The sequence below is a fragment of the Epilithonimonas lactis genome (genome assembly GCF_900110605.1).
Lineage (GTDB): Bacteria > Bacteroidota > Bacteroidia > Flavobacteriales > Weeksellaceae > Epilithonimonas > Epilithonimonas lactis.
In genome coordinates this window covers 155,676-181,308 of record NZ_FOFI01000001.1, presented here as the reverse complement: position 1 = coordinate 181,308, position 25,633 = coordinate 155,676, and the positions used below count along the sequence as shown (strand labels likewise).

Here is a 25,633-nt window from a genome sequence, read left to right as displayed (position 1 = left end):
TGAAAAAGCCTTTTCAAAAAACCACCAATCTCATTCATATTTATCAGCAGTTGCGACGTTTCATCAAGCCTTACCGAATGATGATTTTTGTGACTTTATTATTGACTTTCATCGGCGCATTGTTCGCTCAGGTCAATCCTTTGGTTTTGAAATATACGGTGGACGAAGTGACCAAACTGACGCAACTTCCAAATCCAATGGAACAAGGAATTCACGTTTTAACCTTAATTTCAATCATCCTTTTAGGAAAAGAACTAGTGAATATTTTCATTCAGTTTGGACAGAAATTTTATGGCGAAAAAATCAGAATTAATGTCAGTTCCGAACTCGCACAGGAAGCAATCAACAAAATCCTGACTTACCGAATCGCCTATTACAACGACGAAAATCACGAATCTGGGAAACTTCAAATCCGAATCGACCGAGGAATTGAGAGCTTAACGAAATTGGTTCAGAATTTCTTCATCGATATTCTTCCACTTTTTTCAACGGCGATTATTGCGCTGATTGTGATGTATATGCAAAATGTTTACGTCGGTTTGGTCTCAACTTTTGTGATTCCGATTTATTTTTATGTCACATCAAGACAGGCGAAAAAATTAGGAAATGTAAGACGAACACTCAGAAATCAACGGGAGCAAAAAACGTCCGGACTTTTGAATTTGATTAATTCCATAATGGTCATCAAAAGTTTTGTCCGAGAAAAATTTGAAGGAAGCAAGCAATACAATCTTCAGATGAAGCTGATGGAAAGCCAACTCTACACTCGACGAACCAGTTTTATCTATGACGGTTTGAAGACTTTTATCGAGCAATTCGGCGTTGTTTTGATTATCCTTTTGACGGTTTATCTTGTGCTTGACCAACAGATGACAATTGGTGCAATTATGCTTCACATTATGTTATTCAACAACGTTTCTGCGCCTATTCGCCAGCTTCACAGGATTTATGATGATATGAATGATGCCTTCATTTACGCCGAAGGTTATTTTGAAATCCTGAATGCCGACGAGGAAACCGAACCAAACGGAACCATCAACAATATTCCAATCAAAGGAAATTTCGAAATCAAAAATGTGGATTTCACTTATCCAAACGGGATGAAAGCGCTTCACAACGTTTCGCTGAAAATCGAAAATGGAAAAACGACCGCTTTGGTTGGACTCAGTGGCGCAGGAAAATCGACAATCATTAATTTGCTTTGTAAATTCTACGAACCAGATTCCGGCGAAATCCTTTTGGATGGCAACAATCTGAATGATTTTGATAATGATTATCTGCGTGATGACCTTGGATTGGTGCTTCAAAAAAATCATATTTTCAAAGGAAGCATCGAGGATAATATCCGCTACGGAAATCTTCACGCCACGTTTGACGAAATAAAAGAAGCCTCGACAAAAGCTTATCTCCACGAGCAGATTATGGATTTGCCGGAAGCTTACAACCACGACGCCACACAACTTTCCGGCGGTCAGCAGCAAAGAATTGCCATCGCTAGATTGTTCCTCAAAAATCCACCCATTATTTTTCTTGATGAACCAACCGCGAGTCTGGACGCCATCGCCACAGAACAAATTAAAAATTCTCTTGATGCAATAAAACAAGGACGAACGGTTGTGATAATTTCGCATTCGTTGTCGCAGATTTTGGATTCGGATATGATTTATGTGATGAAAAAAGGCGCAGTTGTGGAAAACGGAACGCACGAAGAATTGTATGAAAAAGACGGAACTTACCGTGAAATCTTCGATGCATCAGCCAGAAGTCTGAATCTTGATAGACTGGTGAAAACTTATAAAGATGAAAACTAGAATTTTAATATTATTGCTCTCAATGTCTAGTAATTGGGCATTTTCTCAACTGTATAAATGTCCTTTAAAGCAAGGAATTATCTCTCATCCGAAACTTGGTAGAAACTCAAATCCAGATTATACTACAATTCGGTTATTATCAAAACACAAAAAAGTAATTAGCATATCAGAAGGTTTTGTAACAAAAATTTCACTTTTAAATTCTAATTATATAGTTTTTATTCGAAATGAGAGAGATGAATTTTTCATCTATTCAGATTTGAATAAAATATATTTAAAAGTGGGTGATAAAATTAAAGTCAATCAAAAAATCGGAAATGCTATGAGCGAAGACGATGGCAATAGTTATACCTTTTCAATTCAGCATTATGATAAAACAGAACCAACAAAGATTGAAATAGACTGTTAAGAACTTAAAGATGAATGAAGACCATTACATTAAAAAAATAGACCGCGTCACCTCGATTTTGGTGCAATTGCAAAGCAAACCGATTGTTCGTGCGCAGGATTTGGCTGATAAATTCGAAGTGAGTGTCAGAACTATTTACAGAGATATTAAAACTTTGGAAAACGCTGGCATTCCGATTTTTGGGGAAGCTGGTTCGGGTTATTCTTTGGTGGATGGCTATAAACTTCCGCCTGTGATGTTCTCGAAAGAGGAAGTTCTCAGTTTCATCACGGCAGAAAAACTGATGCAGAATTTCTCCCACGAAAGTCTCGATTCGCATTACAATTCGGCGATGGAAAAAGTGAAATCTGTCCTTCGGAATTCAGAGAAAAATCTGGTGACCGATATTGAAAATCAAATCAACATCTATTCTTATCAACCGGAAAAGACGGATTCGATTAAAAATATTATTCCGACCATTCTGGAAAGTATTTCTGAGAAAACACAACTGAAAATCAATTATGAAAGTGCAAAAACCGAAGCTTCAGAAAGGATAATTGAAGCAGTTGGGATTTTTTACGAATTCAATTATTGGTATGTGATGGCCTTTTGTACGATGCGGAAAGATTACAGACAATTCCGCGTTGATAGGATTTTAAAAATCATTAAAACAGAAAATCCATTCCATCAAGAATATGGAAAAGTTGCTGACTACAAGCAAAAATCAAATACGGAAAAAGTTCAGGTCAAACTTTTGGTCGAGAAGAAAATAATGCCTCACATTATGAATTCGATGAAATATTACGGCTGGATTTCCGATGAAGAAACGGAAAACGGAATGCTCATCACCTTTGAAACCAGCTGGATTGATGAGGGTTTTCCGCGCTGGTTGATTACATTTGCAGATTATGCGGAAATTATCGAACCAGAATATCTGAAGGATACGATGGCCGATTTAATCCAAAATATTTCAAAAAAATTAAAATAAAAAATATGAAGTCTTTACTTTTACGAAGTTTTCTATTGATGACAATCGCTTATTCTACGGCACTTTCCGCGTGTTCTGCTTTTCTATTGCGGGGAAAAGACCATTGTGTGGTTGGCTTCAATGAAAACTGGAAAACGATGCCTGGAATGATTGTCGTGAACAAACGCGACGTCCTGAAAAGAAATATCAGTTGGGAAAATCTCACTACTGATAATTTGAATTCCAAAAAACAATGGACTTCGAAATATGGTTCCGTGACTTTCAATCTTTTGGGTTACGATTTCCCTTGTTATGGCGTGAACGAAAAAGGACTTTTCCTGGTGGAACTTTATCTTGAAGAAACTTCGAAAGTTGTAAATCCAAAACAGCCCAATATGTTCTGGGCGCAATGGATTCAATATCAATTGGATAATTATAAAACTGTAAAAGAAGTCGTTGACAATCTGAACAAAGGTCCGAACATCGATTGGTGGCCCAATGCGCCGGGAAGTCATTTTTTTCTTACCGATGCGAAAGGAAATGCAACGACGATTACTTTGCTTGATGGAAAGTACAAAGTCCTGACTGACAAAGAAATGCCGATGCCACTTTTGTGTAACAATCAATATAAAAAGGATTTTGATAAGGCTAAGAAATTTGATTTTCTGGGCGGAAATGAGAAATTTGAGTATGAGAAAAGTGGAAATTGGGACGACCGATATAACCGCGCTTATTATATGCTTCAAAATTACAAATACGACGGAAAACCAGTGGATTACGCCTGGAATATTCTGAATTCTATCCACGCCGGCGAATGGCAAACCGTGATTGATGCTAAAAATATGAACTTATTTTTCCGTTCAGATTTAAAGAAAGAAATCAAGAAAATCGATTTGACAAAACTGGATTTCTCCAAAAATTCTACGGTGAAATATCTGGATATTCATACCGAAGAATTGGGCGAAGTAAATCAGGATTTCCAACCTTTGACATTAAGTAAAAATAATGAATATGTAGAAAAAGGTTTCCCGATTGGTTATGATAACAAGGAATTCGGAACTTCGGAAACGTTTGCAAAACTCAAGGAAAACATTGTGAAATTCTTCAGTAATATTTTACCAAACTAAATAAAAAGAGCTTTCAGAAATCCTGAAAGCTCTTTGCTTTTTTATCTTTCTCTTTCCCAGAAAAATGGTGGCTCGATTCCCAAAGCTCTCAGGTAAACGTAACCTTGGCCTCGGTGATGAATCTCATTATCAACAAAATAAAGAATATTCTGATAAACCGGAAATTCATATTGGCCGAATAAATTGAAAGTTTCCTGAAAACGTTCTTCAGAAATCTGACTGAAATATTCATTAATCACTTCCGTCTGCTCGTCCCATTTTGAAAGGAGTTCTGCTTTGGTCGTTGGCTGGAAAGCTTCTTCGTCGAAACTATTTTCCGAACCGTCAACAATGGCTTTCAAAGCTGGTCCGGCGATTGCCAAAAGTTCGAGTGCTAATTTCGAAAATGGTCTCATTCCACCGATTGAAAATTCGAATAAATCTTTTTCAGGAAAAGCTTCTAGCACTCTTCTGGTTAGATTTCTGTGGCCTTGCCAATGGATTAAAAGTTGTTGTGAGTCGAGGACTTTGGCTGTTGCATTCATAATAGTTTGTTTTATTTGATACAAATGTACAGCGAGGTTGTGACAATCGTTTGTCAGGAGAAAATTAAAAAATGATTTTATTTTGAGAAATCCTGATTAGTTTTTAATTCCTAACCTGAGTTTTCCGATAACATTATTTTTCACTTCAATTTTTTGTTCCTCAGTTAAGAATGAAGAATAATACAACTTTTGGATTTCACATTTCTTTATGGCTGTAATTTCAAATAAATCTTCCTCTATGGAAATGAGTTTTAACAATTCTTCTATTACGTTTTTATTTTCCTCGTTTTTATCAATTGGCAATATTATTAATCCATTATAATAATTTACATCTTTATCACTCGCAAAGTAATTTTTAGAGATTAATGTATATTTATATTCAGTAGAATTTAATTCAAGTTTTTTCCAATTCAACTTTTCGTTTTGACAATTAACAAAAATATTTTCGTCATACACATTTCTCTCTTGTGAATACAAAATATTAAAACTTAGCATAAAAAAAATACTGATGAACGTTTTCAATGTAAAAATACTATATGATATTATTGAACTTTAGTTTTAAAATAACCAAACATCTTTTTGGATTTCGCAGAATCAACCACACACTCAAAATTCAAATATCCAAATAAAGAATCGCCTCTTTTAAAAGCAGTCTTATCAAGAATTAATTCCTGTGTTTTAAGTTCGTAATTCTCAAACTTAGTTCCCTTAATAACTTTTGGAGTAACTGATTTAATTCGAAATTTATTACCGAAAACTTGAGCTAAAATTCCATTTCCAAAGTAGCCATTGTAGTTGTTAATCCAAATATTCAATGTGTCATTTTCAATGATTGACGCATTACAAATATAGTTTTCATTGTAAGAAGGATATTTGTAAGGAGAAATCGCTAATGATTGTTCAGAAACAATAGAATTATTTTTTTGAACTAATTTGTGTGAAATCGAATCTGGAATTACACTTTGACTGACTTTAAATTTATCGAAATTCTCAACATCAACTTTCTCTTTATTACAACCTACAACCAGGCAAATAGCAAAGAAAATCAAAATAAAAAATTTCATATTTAAATTCAATTATATCTTCTCAAACCTAAAATTCTCCCCAAGATAAGCCTGTCTCACTTCCGGGTCGTTCGCCAAATCCTCAGGAATTCCCTCTTTCAGGATTTTCCCTTCGAACATAATATACGTTTTGTTGGTAATCGCCAAAGTCTGCTGAACGTTGTGGTCGGTAATCAAAATCCCGATATTCTTCTCCACCAAAGACCTTACAATCTTTTGAATATCTTCCACCGCAATCGGGTCAACACCAGCAAACGGCTCATCCAAAAGAATAAAATTCGGACTCGTCGCCAAGCAACGCGCAATTTCCGTACGACGTCTTTCACCTCCCGAAAGCAAATCGCCACGGTTTTTACGAACGTGTTCCAGGTGGAATTCCTCAATCAACTCGTCGCATTTTTTCTGCTGTTCCTTTTTGGAAAGCTTCGTCAATTGCAACACGCCCAGAATATTATCCTCCACAGACAACTTTCGGAAAACCGATGCTTCCTGCGCCAAATAGCCGATTCCTTTTTGCGCGCGTTTGTACATCGCATCCTGCGTAATATTTTGATTATCAAGAAAAACGTTCCCCAAAGTTGGCTTCACCAATCCAACAATCATATAAAACGACGTCGTTTTCCCCGCACCATTTGGCCCCAAAAGTCCGACGATTTCGCCTTGCTGAACTTCCAACGACACGCCTTTCACCACCTTTTTCGGTCCGTATTCCTTGATTAAATTTTCTCCTCGTAAAATCATAAAACAAAGATATATATTTTTTGCTGGAAGTAGGAAGCCGGAAGTTCATCTCAATGCTATTTTGCACATAACGAGAAATTTCGCCCTCCAAAACTCAATTCACGGTAAACATTTGGGCGTGTCCCTCGCCAGCTCAACGGCCACCGCTCGGGTCAGGCTTTCCGTTGCAAGTCCTCACTCGTTGCCTCGCTCCGGGCTTTCCACTGCAATCCTTCACGCGCTTCGCCTCGATTGAACATTCTCTTTTTACATTGTACTTTTTACATTATACATTTTACATTATACTTTATACATTGTACATTTGTGAAAAATTTCCAAAAATGCTCATCGAAAGCCTTCAAAACGAAAAAATCAAAAGACTGACCAGACTTCTCACCAAAAATCAGGAAAGAAGAAAAGCCGGCGTTTTCATCGTGGAAGGTCAGCAGGAAAACGAACGCGCCTTGGAATTCGGGAATCTGCCGGAGGAATATTACATCTGCGAAAATATCTTCAAAGGGAAATTACCAACGACAAAAATCCATTACGTGTCAGAAAAACTGTACGAGAAAATCGCTTATCGTGGAACGACAGAAGGAATTATCGGCATTTACAAATTGGAACAAAGAAACTTAGACGAGTTTAATCCGAAAAATGATTCCGCCATCATCATTTTAGAAAGTGTGGAAAAGCCAGGAAATCTTGGAGCCATTTTGAGAAGTTGCGAAGCTTTCGGAATCAATGCATTAATTGTCACCGATCCAAAAACAGATTTTTACAATCCAAATGTCATTCGTTCCAGCGTTGGCTGTCTTTTTGGTATGAATATTTTCCAAGCATCAAACGACGAAACTTTGGAATTCCTTAAAATCAATGAGTATCAAATCTTCACCACTTTTATGAGTGAGGACGCAAAACATATTCAAGAAAAGGATTTGAAAAGCAAATCAGCCGTTTTATTCGGAACGGAACATTCCGGTTTGAGTGACTTTTGGAAACAAAAAGGAGAAAACGTTCTCATCCCAATGGCAGGAACCATCGACTCTTTGAACTTGAGTAATGCCGCAGCGATTACCTGTTACGAAATCCTGAGGCAGAAATTAGAGAAATAAAAAAACCGCTTCTCGAAAGAAACGGTTTCATATATCTTAAAAGTTTAAGATTATTTTACTTTAGCAGCAGCAGAATCAACTTTTACAGCAGCAGAATCAACTTTTACAGCAGCAGAATCAACTTTAGCAGCAGCAGAGTCAAGAGTTGCAACAGCAGTTGAATCAACGTTAGCAGAATCAGCAGAAGTAGTTTCTACGTTTTCAGTTTTTTTACAAGCTACAAGAGCAAAAGCAGCGATAGCAGCTACGAATAATGACTTTTTCATAATAATAAAATTTAAATTGTTAGTTAATAGATGTTCTCTTTTGAACGGGACAAAATTACATCGATAAATAAATTTTGTATTTGAATATTAATTGTAATATATTTGTAAAATACGATTTACAAATTAATATATCTGAAAATCAACAATTTAAACAATTACACGACTTTGACCGATATAGAATTTTTATATTTCCAAAACTTAAAAAAGGCTGTTCAGGATAAATATCTTGAATCGCATTCACCATCTTTTGATGACATTTCCAAATGGAAAGGCATTGATATCATCTATTTCCAAGAAGATCTAAGACAAAAAGCGAAAGGAAACATCAGCGAAAAAACATTCTATACCTATTTTAAGAATAACGCTCAGGAAAAAATCCCTAGAATTGACATGCTCAACATCCTTTCTGTGTATGTGGGTTTCAATTCCTGGTCAGAATTCAGAAAGAAAAATCCATTAGCAGAAGACAAACGAACAGTCACTTCGCCAGCACTCAATCCTGAAAATGAACCTGTCACAGTTCCAAAAATAGAATATAAAGAAGATATCAAACCAGCCATACCAGCAGAAAATCAAACTGTTGAGGAAATAAATCAAAATATCACCTTTTCTAACGAAAGCAAACCAAATTTCCTAAAAAGATATCTATGGTTAGGGATTTCTGTACTGTTATTTGCAACGGTCCTGATCTTGGTTTTTTATGATAATCTTTTTTATAAAAAATACACTTACGCCTTTACAGATGCAGACAGAAACTCAGCTATCAAAGGAGAATTGGACGTGAAGATCATCCGAGATAATGAGTCTCCAATCCTTTTCAAAGTAAAGCCAAACTCGCCGTTCGTCTATGAAACCAAGAGTAAGAAACTTAAGATGATCATCTCTTCTCCCTTTTATAAGACAGATGAAGTCACGAGAGACCTTACCAACGCTCCGGAAAAAGAAAATATAGAACTAAAACCGAATGATTATGCCATCCAGCTTTTTTACTATTCAAAATCCATCAAAGATTTTAAGAAAAAAACGGATCAACTCAACCGTCTGATAAGTGACAAAGCGCTTATCTATCAAGTGGTTGACAGTGACATATACGGCATAGAGACTTTGGATAAACAAAAATACATCTCGCTGGTTACACTTCCTACGACCTCTCTTGAGAACTTAGAAGTGATCGACTCTCAAATGGAAAATGGAAAAATCGTCATGATCAAATTCAAAATCACAGAAGATGAAAAAACAAAATAAACGTTATTGGTGGATCTTGTCTCTATCAATGATCATCGTGGGATTGATCTCCTGCAACAAAAAATATGAAGGAGAAGAAAACTCCTTGGAAACCATAAGAAATGCCAACAATAGAGTAACTTACAAGAAATCAAGTTTGGATAGTCTGCAGGCCATCAATCTTATCACCTCGCAAAAAGTGCAGGATCTACTCGATCTTTCAACACTTTACACTTCCGGAAACAAAGACACAGAGATAGATTCTGTGATATACACACAGATGCAGGCACATTTCATGACCAAGGATTCTAACAATCTGAAACCGTTGCTCAAAGAAATGGATAGTTTGAAAGTAAGATTTGCCAAAGTCAACAATCTGACGACGTCAAAAGCGGTGATTGAGAAAGATACTTTGGATTTCGCAAACTTCGATGTCGAGTACTATGATAAGAAAAGAACTTACATCACTACGGTCAATAGAAAGGCCCAATATTTTCTAAAAGCCTCACCGGTGAAGTTCCAGAAAGAATTCAAATTCTATTTCGCCAATTTCTATAAGAAAGAAATAGACAGTATAAAAACAACAAAACCCGCTAATTAGCGGGTTTTGTTTTAATTAAATCTGGGATCTAATTATTTTTTGATAGCATCTTTAGTTGCTTTCTCGTCAGCTTTAACTTCAGCTTTAGCAGAATCAGCAGTAGCTTTTACAGAATCAACAGTTGCAGTAGCAGTAGAGTCGATTGCAGCAACAGTAGAATCAGCAGTAGCGTCAACAGAATCAACAGCAGCAGCTTCTACGTTATCAGTTTTTTTACAAGCTACAAGAGAGATAGCAGCAATAGCAGCTACGAATAATGACTTTTTCATGTTCTTAAAATTTAAATTAATTATTATTATATTATTGTTGTCTTAATTATCGAGTTATAATTACAAGACAAAATTAGCACCGTATGTCAAAAATCATTAAAAAATAGCTTGTAATAACCTTGTAAAAACATTTTACAAATAAATACAACTGAATATCAATAATTTAATTAAAATTTAAATATTTTATCAGGCGCAATCAAAACGTCTAATTGAACATCTTTTTCATAAACATCGCTGATAATTTCATTAGGAGCAAAGAAATTTACTCCGATTTTTTTTTCAATTTTTGAATATTCGGAAAAGAACTGGTCGTAGAAACCTTTTCCGTATCCTACTCTATTTCCAAACTTATCGCAATAAAGCAAAGGTGTCAAAACATAGTCTAGCTCTACGTTTGAAGCAATGTTAGAAATTGGCTCTTTGATTCCCCAACTATTAATTTCAAATTCAGAATCCCGAAAAATCTCAACAGAAATTATTTTTTCGCCTTGGATTTTCGGAACAAAAACTCTGATTTTATTTTCAAAAAAATAATCTATAAAAATCTGAGTATTGACTTCATTAAACTTTTCAATCGACAAAAAAATATTAATTTTCTGATTTTCAGATATATTAAATTGTAAAATAAAGTTTTCAAGCAGTTTTTGGGATAAAAAATTGACCTCATCTTGCGATATGGCCATTCTTTTTGTTTTATAAAGTGTTCTAAGTTCGTTTTTTGTTCGACTTAAATTCATCTTAATTTTATAGGATTTTATATAATTTGTCAGACAATCTAACGCGGAATGAAAGTTCAAAAGTAATTTGGTCTCCAGCTTTTGCAGTTGTAACCGAATTTCCTTCAACAACCATTTCATTGATAACAATCTCTTGTTCACCAGTTGTCGGCCCTGAAATCAAAACTTTATCACCAACAGAAAGTTCATTTGACAGTAAGAACTGAGCAATTTTTGACTTTGTATAATAATGTTCTGCCTTTCCAATCAAGGTTTTCTTCACTTTTATCTTCTGACGAATATCTTTTGCCTTAGCCAAAGGTTTATCTGTTAAATCACCTGAATTTTTAAACTTCAAAGCTTCAGATTTACCTTTTCGGAAAACTTTATTGCCAACTTGAAGTCCTTTTCTCAAGGCCAATTGCTCTTCCACAGGCAAATGAATGATTTCTAAACATTCCGATGAACAAGTATTTTCCATCACCGCTTTACAATCATCACATTGGATAAACAACAAATGACAAGCATCATTCGCACAATTTGTATGATTATCACAGGGTTTTCCGCATTGGTGGCATTGCGCAATGATATCGTCCGTAATTCTTTCGCCCAGTCTGTGGTCGAACACAAAATTCTTCCCAACAAACTTACTTTCAAGACCTTCTTCCTTTACCTGACGCGCATATTCGATAATTCCGCCTTCCAATTGGTAAACATTTTTGAAACCCTGATGTTTAAAGTACGCACTAGCCTTCTCACAACGGATTCCGCCAGTACAGTACATCAAAAGGTTTTTATCTTCCTTGAAATCCTGCAATTGTTCATTGATAATCGGTAAACTTTCCCGGAAATTCTCTACATCAGGCGTAATCGCGCCTTCAAAATGACCGACTTCACTCTCATAATGATTCCTAAAATCCACCACAATCGTATCCGGATTCGCCAGCAAATCATTGAATTCCTGCGCCTTAAGATGAATTCCTTTATTCGTCACATCAAAAGTCTCGTCATTCAAACCATCCGCAACAATTTTGTTTCGAACCTTAATCGTCAATTTTAAAAATGAGTGATTATCCTGCTCCACAGCCACATTCAGACGAATGCCTTTCATAAAATCGTAAGCTTCCAACGTCTCACGGAAAGCCTCAAATTGGTCTGCAGGAACACTCATCTGAGCATTGATTCCTTCGTGCGCCACATAGATTCGGCCAAGCGCATCCAAGGCGTTCCAGGCTATAAAAAGGTCGTCGCGAAATTTCTTAGGATTTTCAATTTTGGCATACGCATAGAAAGACAATGTAAGGCGTTCCTTACCAGCTTCATCAATAAGTCTGGCTCTTTCTTCTGCGCTTAAGGTGTTGTACAGTTGCATGCTATAAACGTTTTAAGTGAGAAAAATAATGGCGCAAAGATACGGAATTTCGTTGATAGTTTTTGGTTGACAGTTGATAGAAAGAATTGATTCCTGATAAAAATTTGCTTTTCAAAAACCATCAACCAAAAACTATCAACCATCAACAATCTTTGGGCGTGACCCTCGCCAACCTTAAGGCCACCGCTCGGGTCGGGCTATCCGTTCCAATCTTTTCCCCTCACCAATTCCCCCGCAAAAAAAGGATTTCCACTACTATCCCTCACGCATTAGCAATTCTCTGTTTCAAGATTACATTCAAAACGATATATCTTTATTATATTTACGTCATTAAAATCTTAAAAATGAAGAAAGTCCTTTTTGCTGTTGTTACGATGACAGCAGTTTTCTCACAAAACACTTATGCTCAAGAAATTACACTCGATAAAATCTATTCTGGCTATTACCGCGGAAAAGGGATTGCAGGAATTGCATCCTTGAATGATGGCGAAAACTACGCTACCATCGAGAAAGACGGCATCGCAAAATACAATTACAAAACGTCTCAGAAATCCGGAAACATCGTGGATGGAACATTCGAATCATATATTTTCTCTGCCGACGAATCCAAAATCTTGTTGCAAAAAGAAAGTGAGTCGATTTACAGACATTCATTTTTGGGAAAATTTGATGTCAAAGATTTGAAATCAAATAAAGTAATGCCTCTTAATAATGGCAATTACATCCAAGAACCAAAATTCTCTCCGGACGGAAGCAAAGTCGCTTTCATCGTGGATAATAACTTATTCTATCAGGATTTGACATCAGGGAAAATAACGCAAATTACAAACGACGGAAAGAAAAATTCTATCATCAACGGCCTTGGCGACTGGGTTTATGAGGAGGAATTCGGTCACGCAGATTATTATCAATGGAACAAAGCCGGAGACGCAATCGTTTTCGTGAAATTCGACGAATCGAAAGTTCCTGAAATCTACATTCCAATCTACGGAAAGTCGCTTTATCCAACCGAAATGAGATACAAATATCCAAAAGCAGGAGAAACCAACTCAACTGTTTCTGCTCAATTATATCAATTAAATTCAGGAAAAACTACCGCTTTGAATATCACAGGTTTCGAAAATCATTATATTCCACAAATCTGGAAAACCAATGATGCAAACGAAATCGTCATCGCCACCAGCAATAGACATCACAGCAAAGTTGATTTGATAAAAGTGGACACAAAATCCGGAAACTTAACCAAACTGTTCTCAGAAACCGATAATGCCTGGATAGAAACCGACAATCTGACTTTGGAATTTTTGGACGACAATTCTTTCCTTTGGGCTTCGGAGCGTGATGGTTACAGACAATTGTATTGGTACGACAAATCCGGGAAACTGAAAAAACAAGTGGCAAAAGGCAATTGGGAAATCACAGATTACTATGGTTACAACCCAAAAACGAAAGAAGCTTACATCCAAACGACAGAAAAAGGAAGTTTGAACAAAGTCGTTTCCAAACTGAACATCAACTCTGGAAAAACCACATTGATTTCGTATCCTGAAGGAAATAACTCGGCAAGTTTCAGCAAGACTTTTAATTATTTCATTAATACAAATTCTACGGCTGGAACACCTTATAAATATGTCTTGAAAGATGCGTCTGGAAAAGAAATCAAGGAACTTCAGAATAATAATGAATTGCTTTCTAAACTTCAGAAAGACAGTTTTGTAACGAAGGAATTTCTAACAATCCCAAATTCTGCAGGCGACCAACTGAACGCTTGGATTATCAAACCAAAAAACTTTGACCCGAACAAAAAATATCCATTATTTATGTTCCAATATTCTGGTCCGGGTTCTCAGCAGGTTTCAAATTCTTGGGATGGCGGAAACGGAATCTGGTTCGAGATGCTGGCTCAAAAAGGTTACGTCGTCGCTTGTGTGGACGGTCGTGGAACAGGTTTCAAAGGTTCGAAATTCAAAAAAGTGATTTACAAACAATTGGGAAAATATGAAATCGAAGACCAGATTTCTTCCGCACAATGGTTTGGAAATCAATCCTATATCGACAAGTCAAGAATCGGAATCTTCGGTTGGAGCTATGGTGGCTATATGAGTTCGTTGGCAATGACAAAAGGTGCAGACGTTTTCAAATTGGGAATCGCAGTGGCGCCGGTGACAAACTGGAGATATTACGACAGTGTTTACACGGAAAAATTCCTGCAAACACCACAAGAAAACCCTGAAGGTTACGACCAAAACTCCCCAACGACCTTTGCGCAATTGTTGAAAGGAAAATTCTTGTTAATCCACGGAACAGCTGATGACAACGTTCATTTCCAGAACTCAATGGAGTTTTCCGAGGCATTGATTCAAAACAAAAAACAATTTGAATTTATGGCTTATCCAGACAAAAACCACGGCATTTACGGTGGACAAACCAGACCTCAGCTTTATGAGAAAATGACGAATTTTATTTTGGAGAATTTGTAAAAGGCTGGAAGTCGGAAGACCGAAGCTGGAAGATAAAAAAATCCGCAGAAGATGTTTCTTTTGCGGATTTTTATTTAATATTGATGAGAGCTTCTATTATCAATCAGAGAAATTAAAAATATTTTCCCATTAATTTCTTGATAAACTAAAGAGTTATTTTTATCAATCAAACATTTTCTAAAGTTCAGAATTTTTGACTTTGGACATATTTCCGAATTGTTCGTTATTCTAACGATTAAATCGTCAAAACTATTTTCGAAATTTTCAATTTCATTGGCTGACCAATTATCAAAAAGATAATCCAAAACTTTGAAATAATTTTTCAAAGTTTCATCAGACCAAACAATTTCCATCATTTTGATTTTTCCAAAAGATAATTTTTGATTCTTTGTTTAGCTTCGTCGTGAGAATAAACTCGCCCGTTTTCAATATCCGAAACACCACTGTCAATTGATTTTTTCTGATAATCAGACAAATTTTCTGACCAATCATCTGAGCTTATATTTTCATATTTAAACTTCAAAAAATCCACAAAATCATTCACCTCATCATACAAATCCTCCGGAAGTGTTTTGATATTTTCTTCTAATTTTTTTATTGTGATTGGCATTTGGACTACTTTTTATCAAAGTTATTAAAATTTTTTTATTCATTTTAAAATTCTATTTTTACGAATCGTTAAAGCAAAAATTAATAACACCGACTCTAAAATTCAAATGAAAAAAATCACGTTCCTCTTTCTAATATTCAATTATTCGTTTTTGACATCACAGATCAAAGCGCTCACAGAAGATGGACGAGAAGTTGTCTTACTGGAAAATAAAACTTGGAGATTTGTTAATGAAACAGATGAAAAAACATTATCTGATATACAAACGAACGAAACGCCTGTAATAAAATCAAGTGCTTCAACTTTTCTGATGAGGAGTAAAAAAGTAGATGCTGGAATTTATATTAATCCTAAAAAGTGGAAAACGATTAAAATGTCGGTTTTGCCAACAGCAGAATATACATTTCAAAGTTTAATAGACCCCAGCACGATGATTTTGGGTAGCTTGATGTCGGAGAATGCGCCAATACAGACTTTAAAAAATCTAAGAGATATATTGCTAGGTTCCATCCAATCAGAGGCTGATTATTTCAAATTGAACAAATCTGAATATCGCACTGTCAATGGAATCAAAGTTTTATTTATTGATTACTCACTCAATACATCAGGTATGGATTTTCATTATATCGGGAATTACTATTTGACCGAAGATGGTTACTGCAATGTGGTTGTGTTTAGCTACGAAAAAGATTTTGAAAAGAATCAATCAGAGATGCTACATCTCATCAATGGCTTAGTAAAAACAGATAAAGCACAGATAAAAGAAGCGATTGAGTATGCACCGCCACCTCCACCGATGGAAACAAAGAAAAAATAATATTGCAACCTTTTAAGTCTTCTTGAAAGGTTTTTTTAGAAATTCATTTTAAAATTCTATTTTTACGACGCAAGAAAATAAACTATATGAAAACTAAACATCCTAAAGGCCTACCCTATCTATTTTTCACAGAAATGTGGGAACGTTTCGGTTATTATTTGATTTTGGGGATTTTTGTCCTTTATGTCATAGAACCGAACGGCGACAAAGGCGGACTTGGATTGCCAGATAAAATGGCGGATGATGTTTTCGGAACCTATATTGCCTTGACTTACCTGACACCTTTTCTTGGTGGATTTTTGGCGGAAAGACTTTTTGGCTACATCAAATCGATTTACCTCGGTGGCGTTTTGATGGCTGCTGGGTATATTGGATTGGGACTCTTCAAAGAGTTGCCATTATTCTATGGTTCATTAGGATTAATTATCATTGGAAATGGTTTTTTCAAACCTACGATTTCTACAATTCTGGGCAATCTCTACTCAGAAGAACCTTATAAAAAGAACAAAGATACAGGCTACAATATTTTCTATATGGGAATCAATATTGGTGCATTCATCTGCAATATTATTGCCGCTTATATGCGGAATAGATTTGGCTGGGGTGAGGCATTCATCGCGGCTGGTGTTGGAATGTTGATAGGCTTGGTGATTTTCAGTTTTGGGTTGAAACATATCCGTCACGCTTGTGAAATGAAAGCTGCGAAAGAAGGCGACAGCAAGATTTCCGACGTTCTCTTGAAAGTATTTTTACCAGCGTTGATTGTTGGCGCCATTGGTTGGATTGTTCCCGGGAACATCTTTGGAAGTGACAGTACGGATGCTTTTATTTTTGCCTGTGTTCCTGTGATTTATTTTTACGTTTCACTTTACTTCAAAGCGCATCAGGATGAGAAAAGGTCGATTGGCGCGTTGCTAATGATATTCTTGGTTTGTATGTTTTTCTGGGCGATTTTCAAACAGAACGGAACAGCCCTGACACGTTGGGCCAATTACTACACAGACCGAAGTATTCCTGAGAAATTGGTGGAACCGATGCGTGGCATTTATATGCTTGACGGAAAAGATGGAACAACCGGAAAATCCTTTGAAGACAAAGAAGTTGCCGTTTACGACGACCAATTCCGTTCGCAAAAAAATGAAGCTGGTGAGACGATGAAAGTTTCCGGAAAAGATGTGTATTTCAAAAATATCAATCCAGAAGAACGCGCTCAGTTAGCCACAAATCCTAAGCAGGAAGTTTACCTTTTCAATACTGAACTCTTTCAATCTGTGAATCCGTTCTGGGTAATTGTCCTCACGCCCGTCATTGTCGGATTCTGGGCAATATTCCGAAAGCGAGGAAAAGAACCGACGACACCAACGAAAATTATGATTGGCCTTTTCATCACCGCTTTGTCCTGTCTTGTGATGGTGGGCGCCGTGTTTGCCGGAAATAATGGCGCTGTGAAAGTGTCTCCACTTTGGCTGGTTGCCAGTTATGGCGTTGTGACGATTGGTGAACTTTGTCTTTCGCCAATGGGATTATCCGTCGTTTCAAAATTGTCGCCTGCGAGGTTGACAGCCTTGATGATGGGTGGATTTTTCCTCGCCAACTCAGTTGGGAACAAGCTTTCCGGGATTCTTGCCAGCACTTGGTACAATTATGAAAATAAGGAATATTACTTCCTTGTGAACTTTGCCTTGTTGATTTTCGCTTTTATCTTAGGAATTTTTATGTTGAAGTTTCTGAATAAGGTGATGAAGGAAAATGGTGTGGATTAATATTTAAATACCGAATTGTCGCAGCCCGACTTGAACGGAGCTCATTTTTTTTGCGGCTGGAAAATGCGATGGCAAAAAATAGCGGGAGTGGAAGGCGGAAATAGCTGCCCAAATTATTATCAGTCTAAATTTTCTGAAACGCCAACCTCGGAGTTCCATCTGAAACATAGATGATTCCGCACTTTTCGTAACCGAGTTTTTCCAAGACTTTTTGCATCGCGATGTTGGTTTCGTGCGTATCGATTCTGATGTTCGGGAATTGGGAAAAACACCATTCGAAGCAAAATCTCGCGACGCCTTTTGCTTTTCCGTTGGATGCCAATCTGTGGATGACACCGTACTTTTCATTATTCAACCAAGTTCCGTTTACGATTTTTGCATAATTTGGGTCATCACCAATAATGAAATCGAAAGTCGCAACGATGTCATCATTTTCGATAATCAAAAAATTAAATCCATTCTTAATACTATCCAACATCAATTCTCTGGAAGGATAACCATTGGTCCACTGGATTAGGTTTCCACTTTCACGCATCAGCTGTCTGGCCGTGTCGATGCAGTTCATTATTTGGTTGATGTCTTCCGGATTTGATTTTCTGACTTCCATAATTTTAAGATTATCGGGTGCAATTTTGTTAATCGTCGCAATTTAGCTTTCCCGTTTATGAAAAAAAACTATATTTGTTACCTTTAAGAAAATTTAACAATTTAAAAATGGATACAATACAGACTAATTCTAGACATCCTAAAGGTCTATGGGTTCTATTCGGAACCGAGATGTGGGAGCGTTTTAACTTTTATGGAATGAGAGCACTATTGACGCTCTTTATGGTAAACTCCTTGTTGATGAAGGAAGGCGATGTTACCATCATCTATGGTGGATTTCTAGCGCTTTGTTATTTGACACCAATGTTGGGAGGTTTCATTGCGGACCGATTTTTAGGAAATAGATATTGTATCATCGTCGGTGGCGCGTTGATGGCCATCGGGCAGTTCCTAATGTTTATGAGTGCTTCTACATTTGGAGCAGACCTAGGCTCAGCACAGATGCTGATGTGGATTGCGCTGGGCGTGATTATCTTCGGAAACGGATTTTTCAAACCGAATATCTCTTCGATGGTTGGAAGTCTATATCCAAAACAGGAAAAATCAAAGTTAGATTCAGCATTTACGATTTTCTATATGGGAATCAATTTGGGTGCATTTCTTGGTCAGTTCATCTGTCCATTCATAGGAGATGTTAAAGATTCTGCTGGCGTACGTGACATCCACGCTTTCAAATGGGGATTCTTGGCCGCTTCTATTGCGATGACAATCGGAACAGTGACTTTCATTATCCTTAAAAATAAATATGTTGTCACGCCGGAAGGAAGACCTATCGGTGGTTTACCAAAAAACAATACAGCGGAAGATTTCGAAGAAGGAGAAGCACAAACGGCCAATTTCTCAGGAAAATCCATTGGTTTTGCAGTGGCTATTTTTATGGCAGCATTCTTTGGATTCCAATATCTATTTGTAGATAAGATTGGTTTTAGTTCCGTTGGGATGGGAGAATTTGTGAAAGCCGTAATTTATCCATTCATCTATTCTATGGGAATTGCTTTGGCATTTTTGATTATGTCTTCTGCGGAAAACAAAGTGGAGAGAGATAGAATTTGGGTAATATATATCGTTTCCTTTTTCATCATTTTCTTCTGGGCAGCTTTTGAGCAGGCAGGTTCATCTTTGACATTCATTGCAGATAACCAAACGGACAGAAATATCTTTGGCTGGAATATGCCACCATCAATGGTTCAGATTTTCAATGGATTATTCATTGTTCTTTTGGCAGTTCCATTCAGTATGCTTTGGGACAAGCTTAGAGCCGCAAAAAAAGAACCGGTTTCCCCATTGAAACAAGCGATTGGACTTGGACTGATTGCTTTAAGTTATTTCATCATTGCTTACAATGTAAAAGATTTGGGAAGTAACGGCTTGTTGGCTGTAAAATGGTTGATTTTACTTTATCTAATCCAGACAATGGGAGAACTTTGTTTGTCACCAATTGGATTATCTTTGGTCGGTAAATTGGCTCCGAAAAGATTTGCATCCTTATTATATGGTGTTTTCTTCATCGCGAATGCCGCAGGTTATGCATTATCCGGAACTTTGGGTGCCATCTTACCAGCAACTGGAGACAAATTCACTAAAGCGAAAGAGTTGGGAATCAACCTTCAGGATGTTTTGGATAAGAAAGTAACCTTGACTACAGAGCAAGTTGCAACTTTTACAAAAGAACAGCTACCAATGTCAAATCCATCATTTGTAGGATTTGAAATCCATAATTTGTTTGAGTTCTTTATGGTATTTGTAATTCTTTGTGGAATTGCAGGTGCTATCTTGGCTTTAATTTCTCCAATTTTGAAGAAAATGATGCACGGCGTCAACTAATAATTAAATTTCATAACCTTATAAAAAACCACCGAATATTCGGTGGTTTTTTGTTAAATTCGTATGGCGAAAATCTGGATTATTGTTGTATTTCATCAACATTTGAATCAATCATCATTTATCATCCATCAATTATAAACAATGAACTTAACACTCGAACAAATACAGGATTTCAAAGGAAAATATCCAAAACAAATCTGGTCTCTTTTTTTCTCCGAAATGTGGGAACGTTTTTGCTTCTACGGAATGCGTGGAATGTTGGTTTTCTTTATGATTTCTCAATTAAAATTTGATGATGAGCAAGCGAATTTACAATATGGCGCAACACAGGCTTTCGTTTATGCATTCACATTTGTGGGTGGACTTTTTGCGGATAAGATTTTAGGATTTAGGAAATCTCTATTTTGGGGAGGATTGTTGATGATTGTCGGAAGTTTGATTCTGGCGACCAATCCACACGATTATTTCTTCCTCGGTATTTCATTTACTGTTGTAGGAACAGGTTTCTTCAAACCGAATATCTCTACAATGGTTGGAAAATTATACAAATCCGGAGATTCCAGAACTGATGCCGGGTTTTCGCTTTTCTATGCTGGAATCAATCTGGGAGCGCTTTTAGGCGGTTATCTTTGTATTGCGATTGGAAAGGGTGAAATGCTTTCTGGACTGATTCCAGAACACAAAAGATGGAATGTGGCTTTCGGTTTGGCAGCCATCGTGATGGTGATTAGTTTGGTTAATTTTATTTTCACTCAAAGACAATTAGGGCCAATCGGACTTCAACCTCAAAGATTAAATGCGGACGGCACTTTCTCAGCCTTAGCAAAATGGAATGAGTACAGCGTCTATATTTTATCATTGATTTTTGTTCCATTAATTATGATAATGGTCTCCGTCCCACAATACACCGATTATTTTATGTGGACAGTCGGTCCTTTGACGCTGATTTATCTGTTTTATGAAATGACCAAAGTAACCTCGTCCGAAAGAAACAAACTTTGGGCAGCCTTAGTTTTCATCATTTTCTCAATCGTTTTCTGGGGAATTTATGAGCAATCTGGAGGTTCATTAAGTATTTTCGCAGCGAACAATCTGAACAAAGATTTATTGGGATTAGACCCGAACGGCGTGAACAATTCCGGAGGTGCATTCTTTATTATTTTTCTGGCACCAATCGTTGGTTTGCTATGGATTTGGCTGAGCAAAAGAAAATTGGAACCGAATACATTAATCAAATTTGGATTGGGATTTATCTTTCTTGGATTGGGATATTACGTTCTTTTTGCAACCAAATTCTTTGCAACTTTACAAGGAATTACTTCACTAAATATTTTTACAATCGCACTGTTGGTCATCACTTTCGGGGAATTGTGCCTCTCTCCCATCGGATTATCAATTATGACAAAACTTTCCACCGAAAAACTACAGGGAATGATGATGGGAATGTGGTTTTTGGCTTCTGCTTACGGGCAATATGTCGCAGGACAAATCGGAGCGGGAATGGCAAAAGTGAAAACCGGTGCCAACAATTACGACGCCCTCATCACTTACACCGATGGATACAAACAATTGGGTTTATACGCCTTAATTGCGGGCGTTGTGCTAATTTTGATATCTCCACTCGTGAAAAAACTAATGCAAGAAGTGAGATAATGATTTAACTAAAGTCCTTTTCAACAATCCAAACACAGATGAAAAAAATATTAATTTTAATGATTCTCTTCGTGATTCCAACTGCTGGAATGGCGCAAGTCCAATGGATGACGATTTCCCAAGCGTTGGAAGCTCAGAAAAAGGCACCGAAAAAAATCCTTATTGATTTCTACGCAGATTGGTGCGAGCCGTGTAAAGAGATGGACAAAAAAACCTACAATCATCCCGAGATTGCAAAAATCATCAGTGAAAATTTCTACGCCGTGAAGTTTGAAAGCGACGGAAATTCCACCGTCAATTTCCTGGGACATAAATTCACGAATCCTGAATACAAGGGCAAAAAAGGAAAATCTACGCTTCATCAGTTCTCAAAATATATGAACATCAATATGATTCCGACAATGGTCTTTCTTGATGAAAAAACAGACCCGATTACCAGTCTTTCCGGATTTCTGAAAGCGAAAGAAGTGGAACCATATTTCTCAATGATTGCTTCTAATGACTACAAGACGATAAAATCCAGACAGGAATGGGAAGGTTATCAGAAGAAGTTTAAGTCGAAGATTAAAGAATAACACGAAACTAATAACCTAAAATATGAAATCATTTTTATCTTTTTTACTTCTATTTTTCAGTCTATTCGCATTTTCACAAATCTCGGAACTACTTCCTTCAGAAAAAGAATTATTAAAAACCTCATCAAATCAAGCCTGTCTTTGTATTGACTCTATTAATATCAATAATAAAACAAGCTTACAGGTTTCCACAGACATTAGCAATTGTATTGAGAAGCAAGCCACAGCTTACCAGATGACAATCAAGATTTTGAAATCACAGAAAGAAGTAGAAAAAACTGGTAACAAAAAGGTTAATATCGAAATCAACACCAATCAAAACTCAAACGAATTCAAGAAATATTACTATGAATTGGAAAGGGAACTGAGAAGTAACTGTGTGAGCCTGAATGACAAAATAAATACCAACGAGAAAAAGTCACATCATTCTGTTTCTGAAAATGACAAAGCATTAGATTTTTATAATTTGGGAATCAAAGAAAATGAATCTAAAAATCACAAAAGGGCTTTAGAATATTTTCAGAAAGCTGTCAAAGAAGACCACGATTTCCCATTTGCTTGGGACAACATTGGATTTACAAACAGAGCGTTAGGAAATTATAATGATGCTTTGAAGGCCTATCAAACTTCGTTACAAATTGACCCTACAGGCAAAATGCCACTTCAGAATATTCCAATAGTTTATATTTATAAAAAGGAATATCAAAAAGCTGTTGACGCTTACTTGGATTTGAAAAAAATATATCTCGACGACCCAGAAGTTGATTATGGAATTGGTGTCATTTATTATGACCATCTAAAGGACAATCAAAAAGCATTAGATTATATGTGTAAAGCATATAATAAGTATACTGAAATGAAGTCTCCATACAGAACTGACGCCGAATCGATTATCCGAAATATCTATCAGATTATGTCAAAAGAAGGAAAGAAAGATGATTTTTTGAAAATATTGAAAAACAACAATATCAATTTTGAATAATTACCTACTGATTGTTCATTGAAAAATCAATAAAATTTCCCGAAATTCGTCGGAACAAATTTTCCTTTCTTGACATTAGAAACTTCCATAGAATTTCTCAAAGGCATCGGTACCGAACGCGCAAAACTCATCAGAAACGTGTTGGGGATTTCGACTGTGGAAGATTTGCTCACCTTTTACCCAATCCGATACATCGATAAAAGCAAAATCCACAAAATTGGAAATATTGCCAAAGATACAGAAGCAGATATTCAATTAAAAGGAAAAATCACCGATATCCAAGAAGTCGTTTATGAAAAAGGAAAACGATTGTCTGCGAAATTCCGTGATGAAACGGGAACGATGGATTTGGTCTGGTTTCGATATACGAATTGGATGAAAGATGCGATTCCATTGAATCAGGAGATTTTCATTTTTGGAAAGGTCAATTTCTTTAATGGAAACTTCTCGATGCCTCATCCGGAAATCGAGGTTGATGAGAAAAAAGCTTTGCAAGGAACACTTCTCCCGGTTTATCCCGGAAGTGAAAAACTGACTAAACGAGGCATTACGAATAAATTATTTCAAACCGTTATTTTCAATCTTCTGAAAGATTTACCTAGTTTGATTCAGGAAAATCTGCCGGATTATTTGATGAAATCGATGAAGTTGATTGGACGATTGAATTCCTATTATTTCATTCATTTCCCCAAAGATTTAAAACAGTTTGATGAAGCCAACAGGCGATTGAAGTTCGAGGAAGCTTTCTTTTTCCAGCTGGGCTATGGCTTGAAGAAACTTCATCAGAAAACAAAATCCTTCGGAAATCCGTTTCCAATCGTCGGCGAATATTTCACCAGTTTTTATGAAAACAATCTTCCGTTTGAACTTACGAATGCGCAAAAACGCGTTCTGAAAGAAATCAGAATCGATATGAAACGGTCGACTCAAATGAACCGATTGCTTCAAGGCGACGTTGGTTCCGGGAAAACGATGGTGGCGTTATTAACGATGCTGATTGCGATGGACAACGGTTTTCAATCCTGTTTGATGGCGCCAACGGAAATCTTGGCGCAACAACATTTTAATTCCATCAAAGAATTACTTCAAAATACGAATATCAACGTCCGACTCTTGACGGGTTCTTCCAAAACGGCGGAACGGAAAATCATTCACGAAGAATTGGAAAATGGGCAACTTTCTATCCTGATTGGAACGCACGCCCTTTTGGAAGACAAAGTGAAATTTCAGAATCTTGGTTTGGCGATTATCGATGAACAACATAGATTTGGAGTTGCTCAGCGTGCTAAACTTTGGGCGAAAAACAACATTCCGCCACACATTTTGGTAATGACTGCAACGCCGATTCCACGGACTTTGGCGATGAGTTTTTATTCCGATTTGGATGTGTCTGTGATTGATGAAATGCCGGTTGGAAGAAAACCAATTATCACAGCTCATCGTAGAGAAAAAGATAGACTTTCGGTTTATAATTTCTGTAGAGAAGAGATTGAAAAAGGCCGACAAATCTACTTCGTTTATCCACTCATCGAGGAATCGGAAACCTTGGATTATAAAAATCTGATGGAAGGTTTGGAAAGCGTAATGAATTTCTTCAAAAGCTATAATGTGACGATGGTTCACGGCCGAATGAAACCTGCAGAAAAAGATGCCAATATGCAATATTTCGCTTCAGGACAAGCGCAAATTATGGTGGCGACAACTGTAATTGAAGTCGGCGTGAACGTTCCAAATGCTTCTGTAATGGTGATAGAAAGTTCGGAGCGATTCGGATTGTCACAGCTTCACCAGTTGCGCGGACGCGTTGGTAGAGGCGCAGAACAAAGTTATTGCATCCTGATGACGGGCGACAAACTGAGCAAGGAAAGCCGGACCAGAATCAAAACGATGGTGGCAACGACGGACGGTTTCAAGATTTCGGAGGTTGATATGGAATTGCGCGGTCCTGGCGATATTCTCGGAACTCAGCAAAGTGGTGTTGTGGATTTCAAAAAACTGAGTTTGATAGAAGATTCTGCCATCATCAAAGCTTCAAAACGGGCTGTTGAAAAGATATTGGAACAAGATGCACTTCTGACGCGTCCCGACAATCAAATGATGAAGCAATATTACATCAAGCAGTATAAAGGGAAGAATAAGTGGTCGCAGATTAGTTAGAGTTA

Annotated in this window: 26 protein-coding genes; 15 read left to right on the top strand and 11 right to left on the bottom strand. The window is 36.8% G+C overall.

Annotated features, from left to right (window positions below; translation table 11 throughout):
- Positions 1 to 80: 80 nt before the first annotated feature.
- The 4 genes from BMW39_RS00860 to BMW39_RS00845 are packed head-to-tail and all read left to right on the top strand — an operon-like array spanning position 81 to position 4,293.
- Positions 81 to 1,811, top strand: coding sequence for an ABC transporter ATP-binding protein (locus tag BMW39_RS00860; RefSeq protein WP_051880018.1), 1,731 nt, complete (start codon positions 81 to 83; stop codon positions 1,809 to 1,811).
- Positions 1,801 to 2,220, top strand: a complete 420-nt coding sequence (locus tag BMW39_RS00855; protein WP_034976457.1) for a peptidoglycan DD-metalloendopeptidase family protein — start codon at positions 1,801 to 1,803, stop codon at positions 2,218 to 2,220. The genes BMW39_RS00860 and BMW39_RS00855 overlap by 11 nt, the downstream gene beginning before the upstream one ends.
- Before the next feature lie 10 nt (positions 2,221 to 2,230).
- The gene (locus tag BMW39_RS00850; protein WP_034976455.1) at positions 2,231 to 3,187 is read left to right on the top strand and encodes a helix-turn-helix transcriptional regulator; all 957 of its coding nucleotides are present in this window, start codon (positions 2,231 to 2,233) and stop codon (positions 3,185 to 3,187) included.
- Between the two features lie 5 nt (positions 3,188 to 3,192).
- Positions 3,193 to 4,293: a linear amide C-N hydrolase gene (locus BMW39_RS00845; RefSeq protein ID WP_083391858.1), complete on the top strand. Its 1,101-nt coding sequence runs from the start codon at positions 3,193 to 3,195 to the stop codon at positions 4,291 to 4,293.
- 41 nt (positions 4,294 to 4,334) lie between these two features.
- Here the strand turns inward: BMW39_RS00845 and BMW39_RS00840 are convergent, their stop codons facing one another.
- From BMW39_RS00840 to lptB, 4 genes are all read right to left on the bottom strand, one after another.
- Entirely contained in the window at positions 4,335 to 4,817 is a 483-nt protein-coding gene (locus tag BMW39_RS00840; protein WP_034976451.1) for a DinB family protein, read from the bottom strand.
- Between the two features lie 96 nt (positions 4,818 to 4,913).
- A complete protein-coding gene (locus tag BMW39_RS00835) occupies positions 4,914 to 5,231 on the bottom strand; it encodes a hypothetical protein (protein WP_131474327.1) in 318 nt (105 codons plus the stop codon).
- Positions 5,232 to 5,359: 128 nt separating this feature from the next.
- Positions 5,360 to 5,881: a hypothetical protein gene (locus BMW39_RS00830; protein WP_034976448.1), complete on the bottom strand. Its 522-nt coding sequence runs from the start codon at positions 5,879 to 5,881 to the stop codon at positions 5,360 to 5,362.
- 12 nt (positions 5,882 to 5,893) lie between these two features.
- The gene (lptB, locus tag BMW39_RS00825; protein WP_034969887.1) at positions 5,894 to 6,622 is read right to left on the bottom strand and encodes an LPS export ABC transporter ATP-binding protein; all 729 of its coding nucleotides are present in this window, start codon (positions 6,620 to 6,622) and stop codon (positions 5,894 to 5,896) included.
- Between the two features lie 320 nt (positions 6,623 to 6,942).
- On the opposite strand from lptB, the gene BMW39_RS00820 reads away from it, so the two are divergent.
- The gene (locus BMW39_RS00820; protein ID WP_034976447.1) at positions 6,943 to 7,713 is read left to right on the top strand and encodes a TrmH family RNA methyltransferase; all 771 of its coding nucleotides are present in this window, start codon (positions 6,943 to 6,945) and stop codon (positions 7,711 to 7,713) included.
- A gap of 50 nt (positions 7,714 to 7,763) precedes the next feature.
- Here BMW39_RS00820 and BMW39_RS00815 read toward each other — a convergent pair whose 3' ends face one another.
- Positions 7,764 to 7,979, bottom strand: coding sequence for a hypothetical protein (locus BMW39_RS00815; protein WP_034976446.1), 216 nt, complete (start codon positions 7,977 to 7,979; stop codon positions 7,764 to 7,766).
- 165 nt (positions 7,980 to 8,144) lie between these two features.
- Here BMW39_RS00815 and BMW39_RS00810 point away from each other — a divergent pair, with 165 nt between their 5' ends.
- Together BMW39_RS00810 and BMW39_RS00805 are read left to right on the top strand one after the other, a co-directional pair.
- A complete protein-coding gene (locus tag BMW39_RS00810) occupies positions 8,145 to 9,224 on the top strand; it encodes a hypothetical protein (protein WP_034976445.1) in 1,080 nt (359 codons plus the stop codon).
- Positions 9,208 to 9,804: a hypothetical protein gene (locus BMW39_RS00805; RefSeq protein WP_034976444.1), complete on the top strand. Its 597-nt coding sequence runs from the start codon at positions 9,208 to 9,210 to the stop codon at positions 9,802 to 9,804. The genes BMW39_RS00810 and BMW39_RS00805 overlap by 17 nt, the downstream gene beginning before the upstream one ends.
- 32 nt (positions 9,805 to 9,836) lie before the next feature.
- Here the strand turns inward: BMW39_RS00805 and BMW39_RS00800 are convergent, their stop codons facing one another.
- The 3 genes from BMW39_RS00800 to trhO all read right to left on the bottom strand — a co-directional run bounded on the left by BMW39_RS00800 (position 9,837) and on the right by trhO (position 12,161).
- Complete coding sequence (locus tag BMW39_RS00800) at positions 9,837 to 10,073, bottom strand: hypothetical protein (RefSeq protein ID WP_051879961.1); 237 nt, start codon at positions 10,071 to 10,073, stop codon at positions 9,837 to 9,839.
- A gap of 167 nt (positions 10,074 to 10,240) precedes the next feature.
- Complete coding sequence (locus BMW39_RS00795) at positions 10,241 to 10,810, bottom strand: 5-formyltetrahydrofolate cyclo-ligase (RefSeq protein WP_034976442.1); 570 nt, start codon at positions 10,808 to 10,810, stop codon at positions 10,241 to 10,243.
- A 7-nt stretch (positions 10,811 to 10,817) separates the two neighbouring features.
- Positions 10,818 to 12,161, bottom strand: coding sequence for an oxygen-dependent tRNA uridine(34) hydroxylase TrhO (trhO, locus tag BMW39_RS00790; RefSeq protein WP_034976441.1), 1,344 nt, complete (start codon positions 12,159 to 12,161; stop codon positions 10,818 to 10,820).
- A gap of 344 nt (positions 12,162 to 12,505) precedes the next feature.
- Between trhO and BMW39_RS00785 the strand changes: the two genes are divergently transcribed.
- Positions 12,506 to 14,641: a S9 family peptidase gene (locus BMW39_RS00785; protein ID WP_034976439.1), complete on the top strand. Its 2,136-nt coding sequence runs from the start codon at positions 12,506 to 12,508 to the stop codon at positions 14,639 to 14,641.
- Positions 14,642 to 14,715: 74 nt separating this feature from the next.
- Here the strand turns inward: BMW39_RS00785 and BMW39_RS00780 are convergent, their stop codons facing one another.
- Together BMW39_RS00780 and BMW39_RS00775 are read right to left on the bottom strand one after the other, a co-directional pair.
- Positions 14,716 to 14,997, bottom strand: a complete 282-nt coding sequence (locus tag BMW39_RS00780) for a hypothetical protein (RefSeq protein WP_131474326.1) — start codon at positions 14,995 to 14,997, stop codon at positions 14,716 to 14,718.
- Positions 14,994 to 15,251, bottom strand: a complete 258-nt coding sequence (locus BMW39_RS00775; RefSeq protein ID WP_034976436.1) for a DUF2281 domain-containing protein — start codon at positions 15,249 to 15,251, stop codon at positions 14,994 to 14,996. The genes BMW39_RS00780 and BMW39_RS00775 overlap by 4 nt, the downstream gene beginning before the upstream one ends.
- 106 nt (positions 15,252 to 15,357) lie before the next feature.
- On the opposite strand from BMW39_RS00775, the gene BMW39_RS00770 reads away from it, so the two are divergent.
- Positions 15,358 to 16,068, top strand: coding sequence for a hypothetical protein (locus BMW39_RS00770; RefSeq protein WP_034976434.1), 711 nt, complete (start codon positions 15,358 to 15,360; stop codon positions 16,066 to 16,068).
- Between the two features lie 86 nt (positions 16,069 to 16,154).
- Complete coding sequence (locus BMW39_RS00765; protein WP_034976432.1) at positions 16,155 to 17,831, top strand: peptide MFS transporter; 1,677 nt, start codon at positions 16,155 to 16,157, stop codon at positions 17,829 to 17,831.
- 124 nt (positions 17,832 to 17,955) lie between these two features.
- Here BMW39_RS00765 and BMW39_RS00760 read toward each other — a convergent pair whose 3' ends face one another.
- Entirely contained in the window at positions 17,956 to 18,438 is a 483-nt protein-coding gene (locus tag BMW39_RS00760; RefSeq protein ID WP_221406042.1) for a GNAT family N-acetyltransferase, read from the bottom strand.
- 107 nt (positions 18,439 to 18,545) lie between these two features.
- Between BMW39_RS00760 and BMW39_RS00755 the strand changes: the two genes are divergently transcribed.
- The 5 genes from BMW39_RS00755 (at position 18,546) to recG (ending at position 25,628) form a co-directional block, all read left to right on the top strand.
- Positions 18,546 to 20,261 carry a peptide MFS transporter gene (locus tag BMW39_RS00755; RefSeq protein ID WP_034976428.1) on the top strand — a complete coding sequence of 572 codons (1,716 nt, stop codon included), beginning with the start codon at positions 18,546 to 18,548 and terminating at the stop codon, positions 20,259 to 20,261.
- A gap of 141 nt (positions 20,262 to 20,402) precedes the next feature.
- On the top strand, positions 20,403 to 21,914 hold the full coding sequence (locus BMW39_RS00750) for a peptide MFS transporter (RefSeq protein ID WP_034976427.1): 1,512 nt from the start codon (positions 20,403 to 20,405) through the stop codon (positions 21,912 to 21,914).
- A 38-nt stretch (positions 21,915 to 21,952) separates the two neighbouring features.
- The gene (locus tag BMW39_RS00745; RefSeq protein WP_034976425.1) at positions 21,953 to 22,489 is read left to right on the top strand and encodes a thioredoxin family protein; all 537 of its coding nucleotides are present in this window, start codon (positions 21,953 to 21,955) and stop codon (positions 22,487 to 22,489) included.
- Between the two features lie 22 nt (positions 22,490 to 22,511).
- Positions 22,512 to 23,471, top strand: a complete 960-nt coding sequence (locus BMW39_RS00740; protein ID WP_034976423.1) for a tetratricopeptide repeat protein — start codon at positions 22,512 to 22,514, stop codon at positions 23,469 to 23,471.
- Positions 23,472 to 23,540: 69 nt separating this feature from the next.
- The gene (gene recG, locus BMW39_RS00735) at positions 23,541 to 25,628 is read left to right on the top strand and encodes an ATP-dependent DNA helicase RecG (RefSeq protein ID WP_034976421.1); all 2,088 of its coding nucleotides are present in this window, start codon (positions 23,541 to 23,543) and stop codon (positions 25,626 to 25,628) included.
- The last annotated feature ends 5 nt before the right edge of the window (positions 25,629 to 25,633 follow it).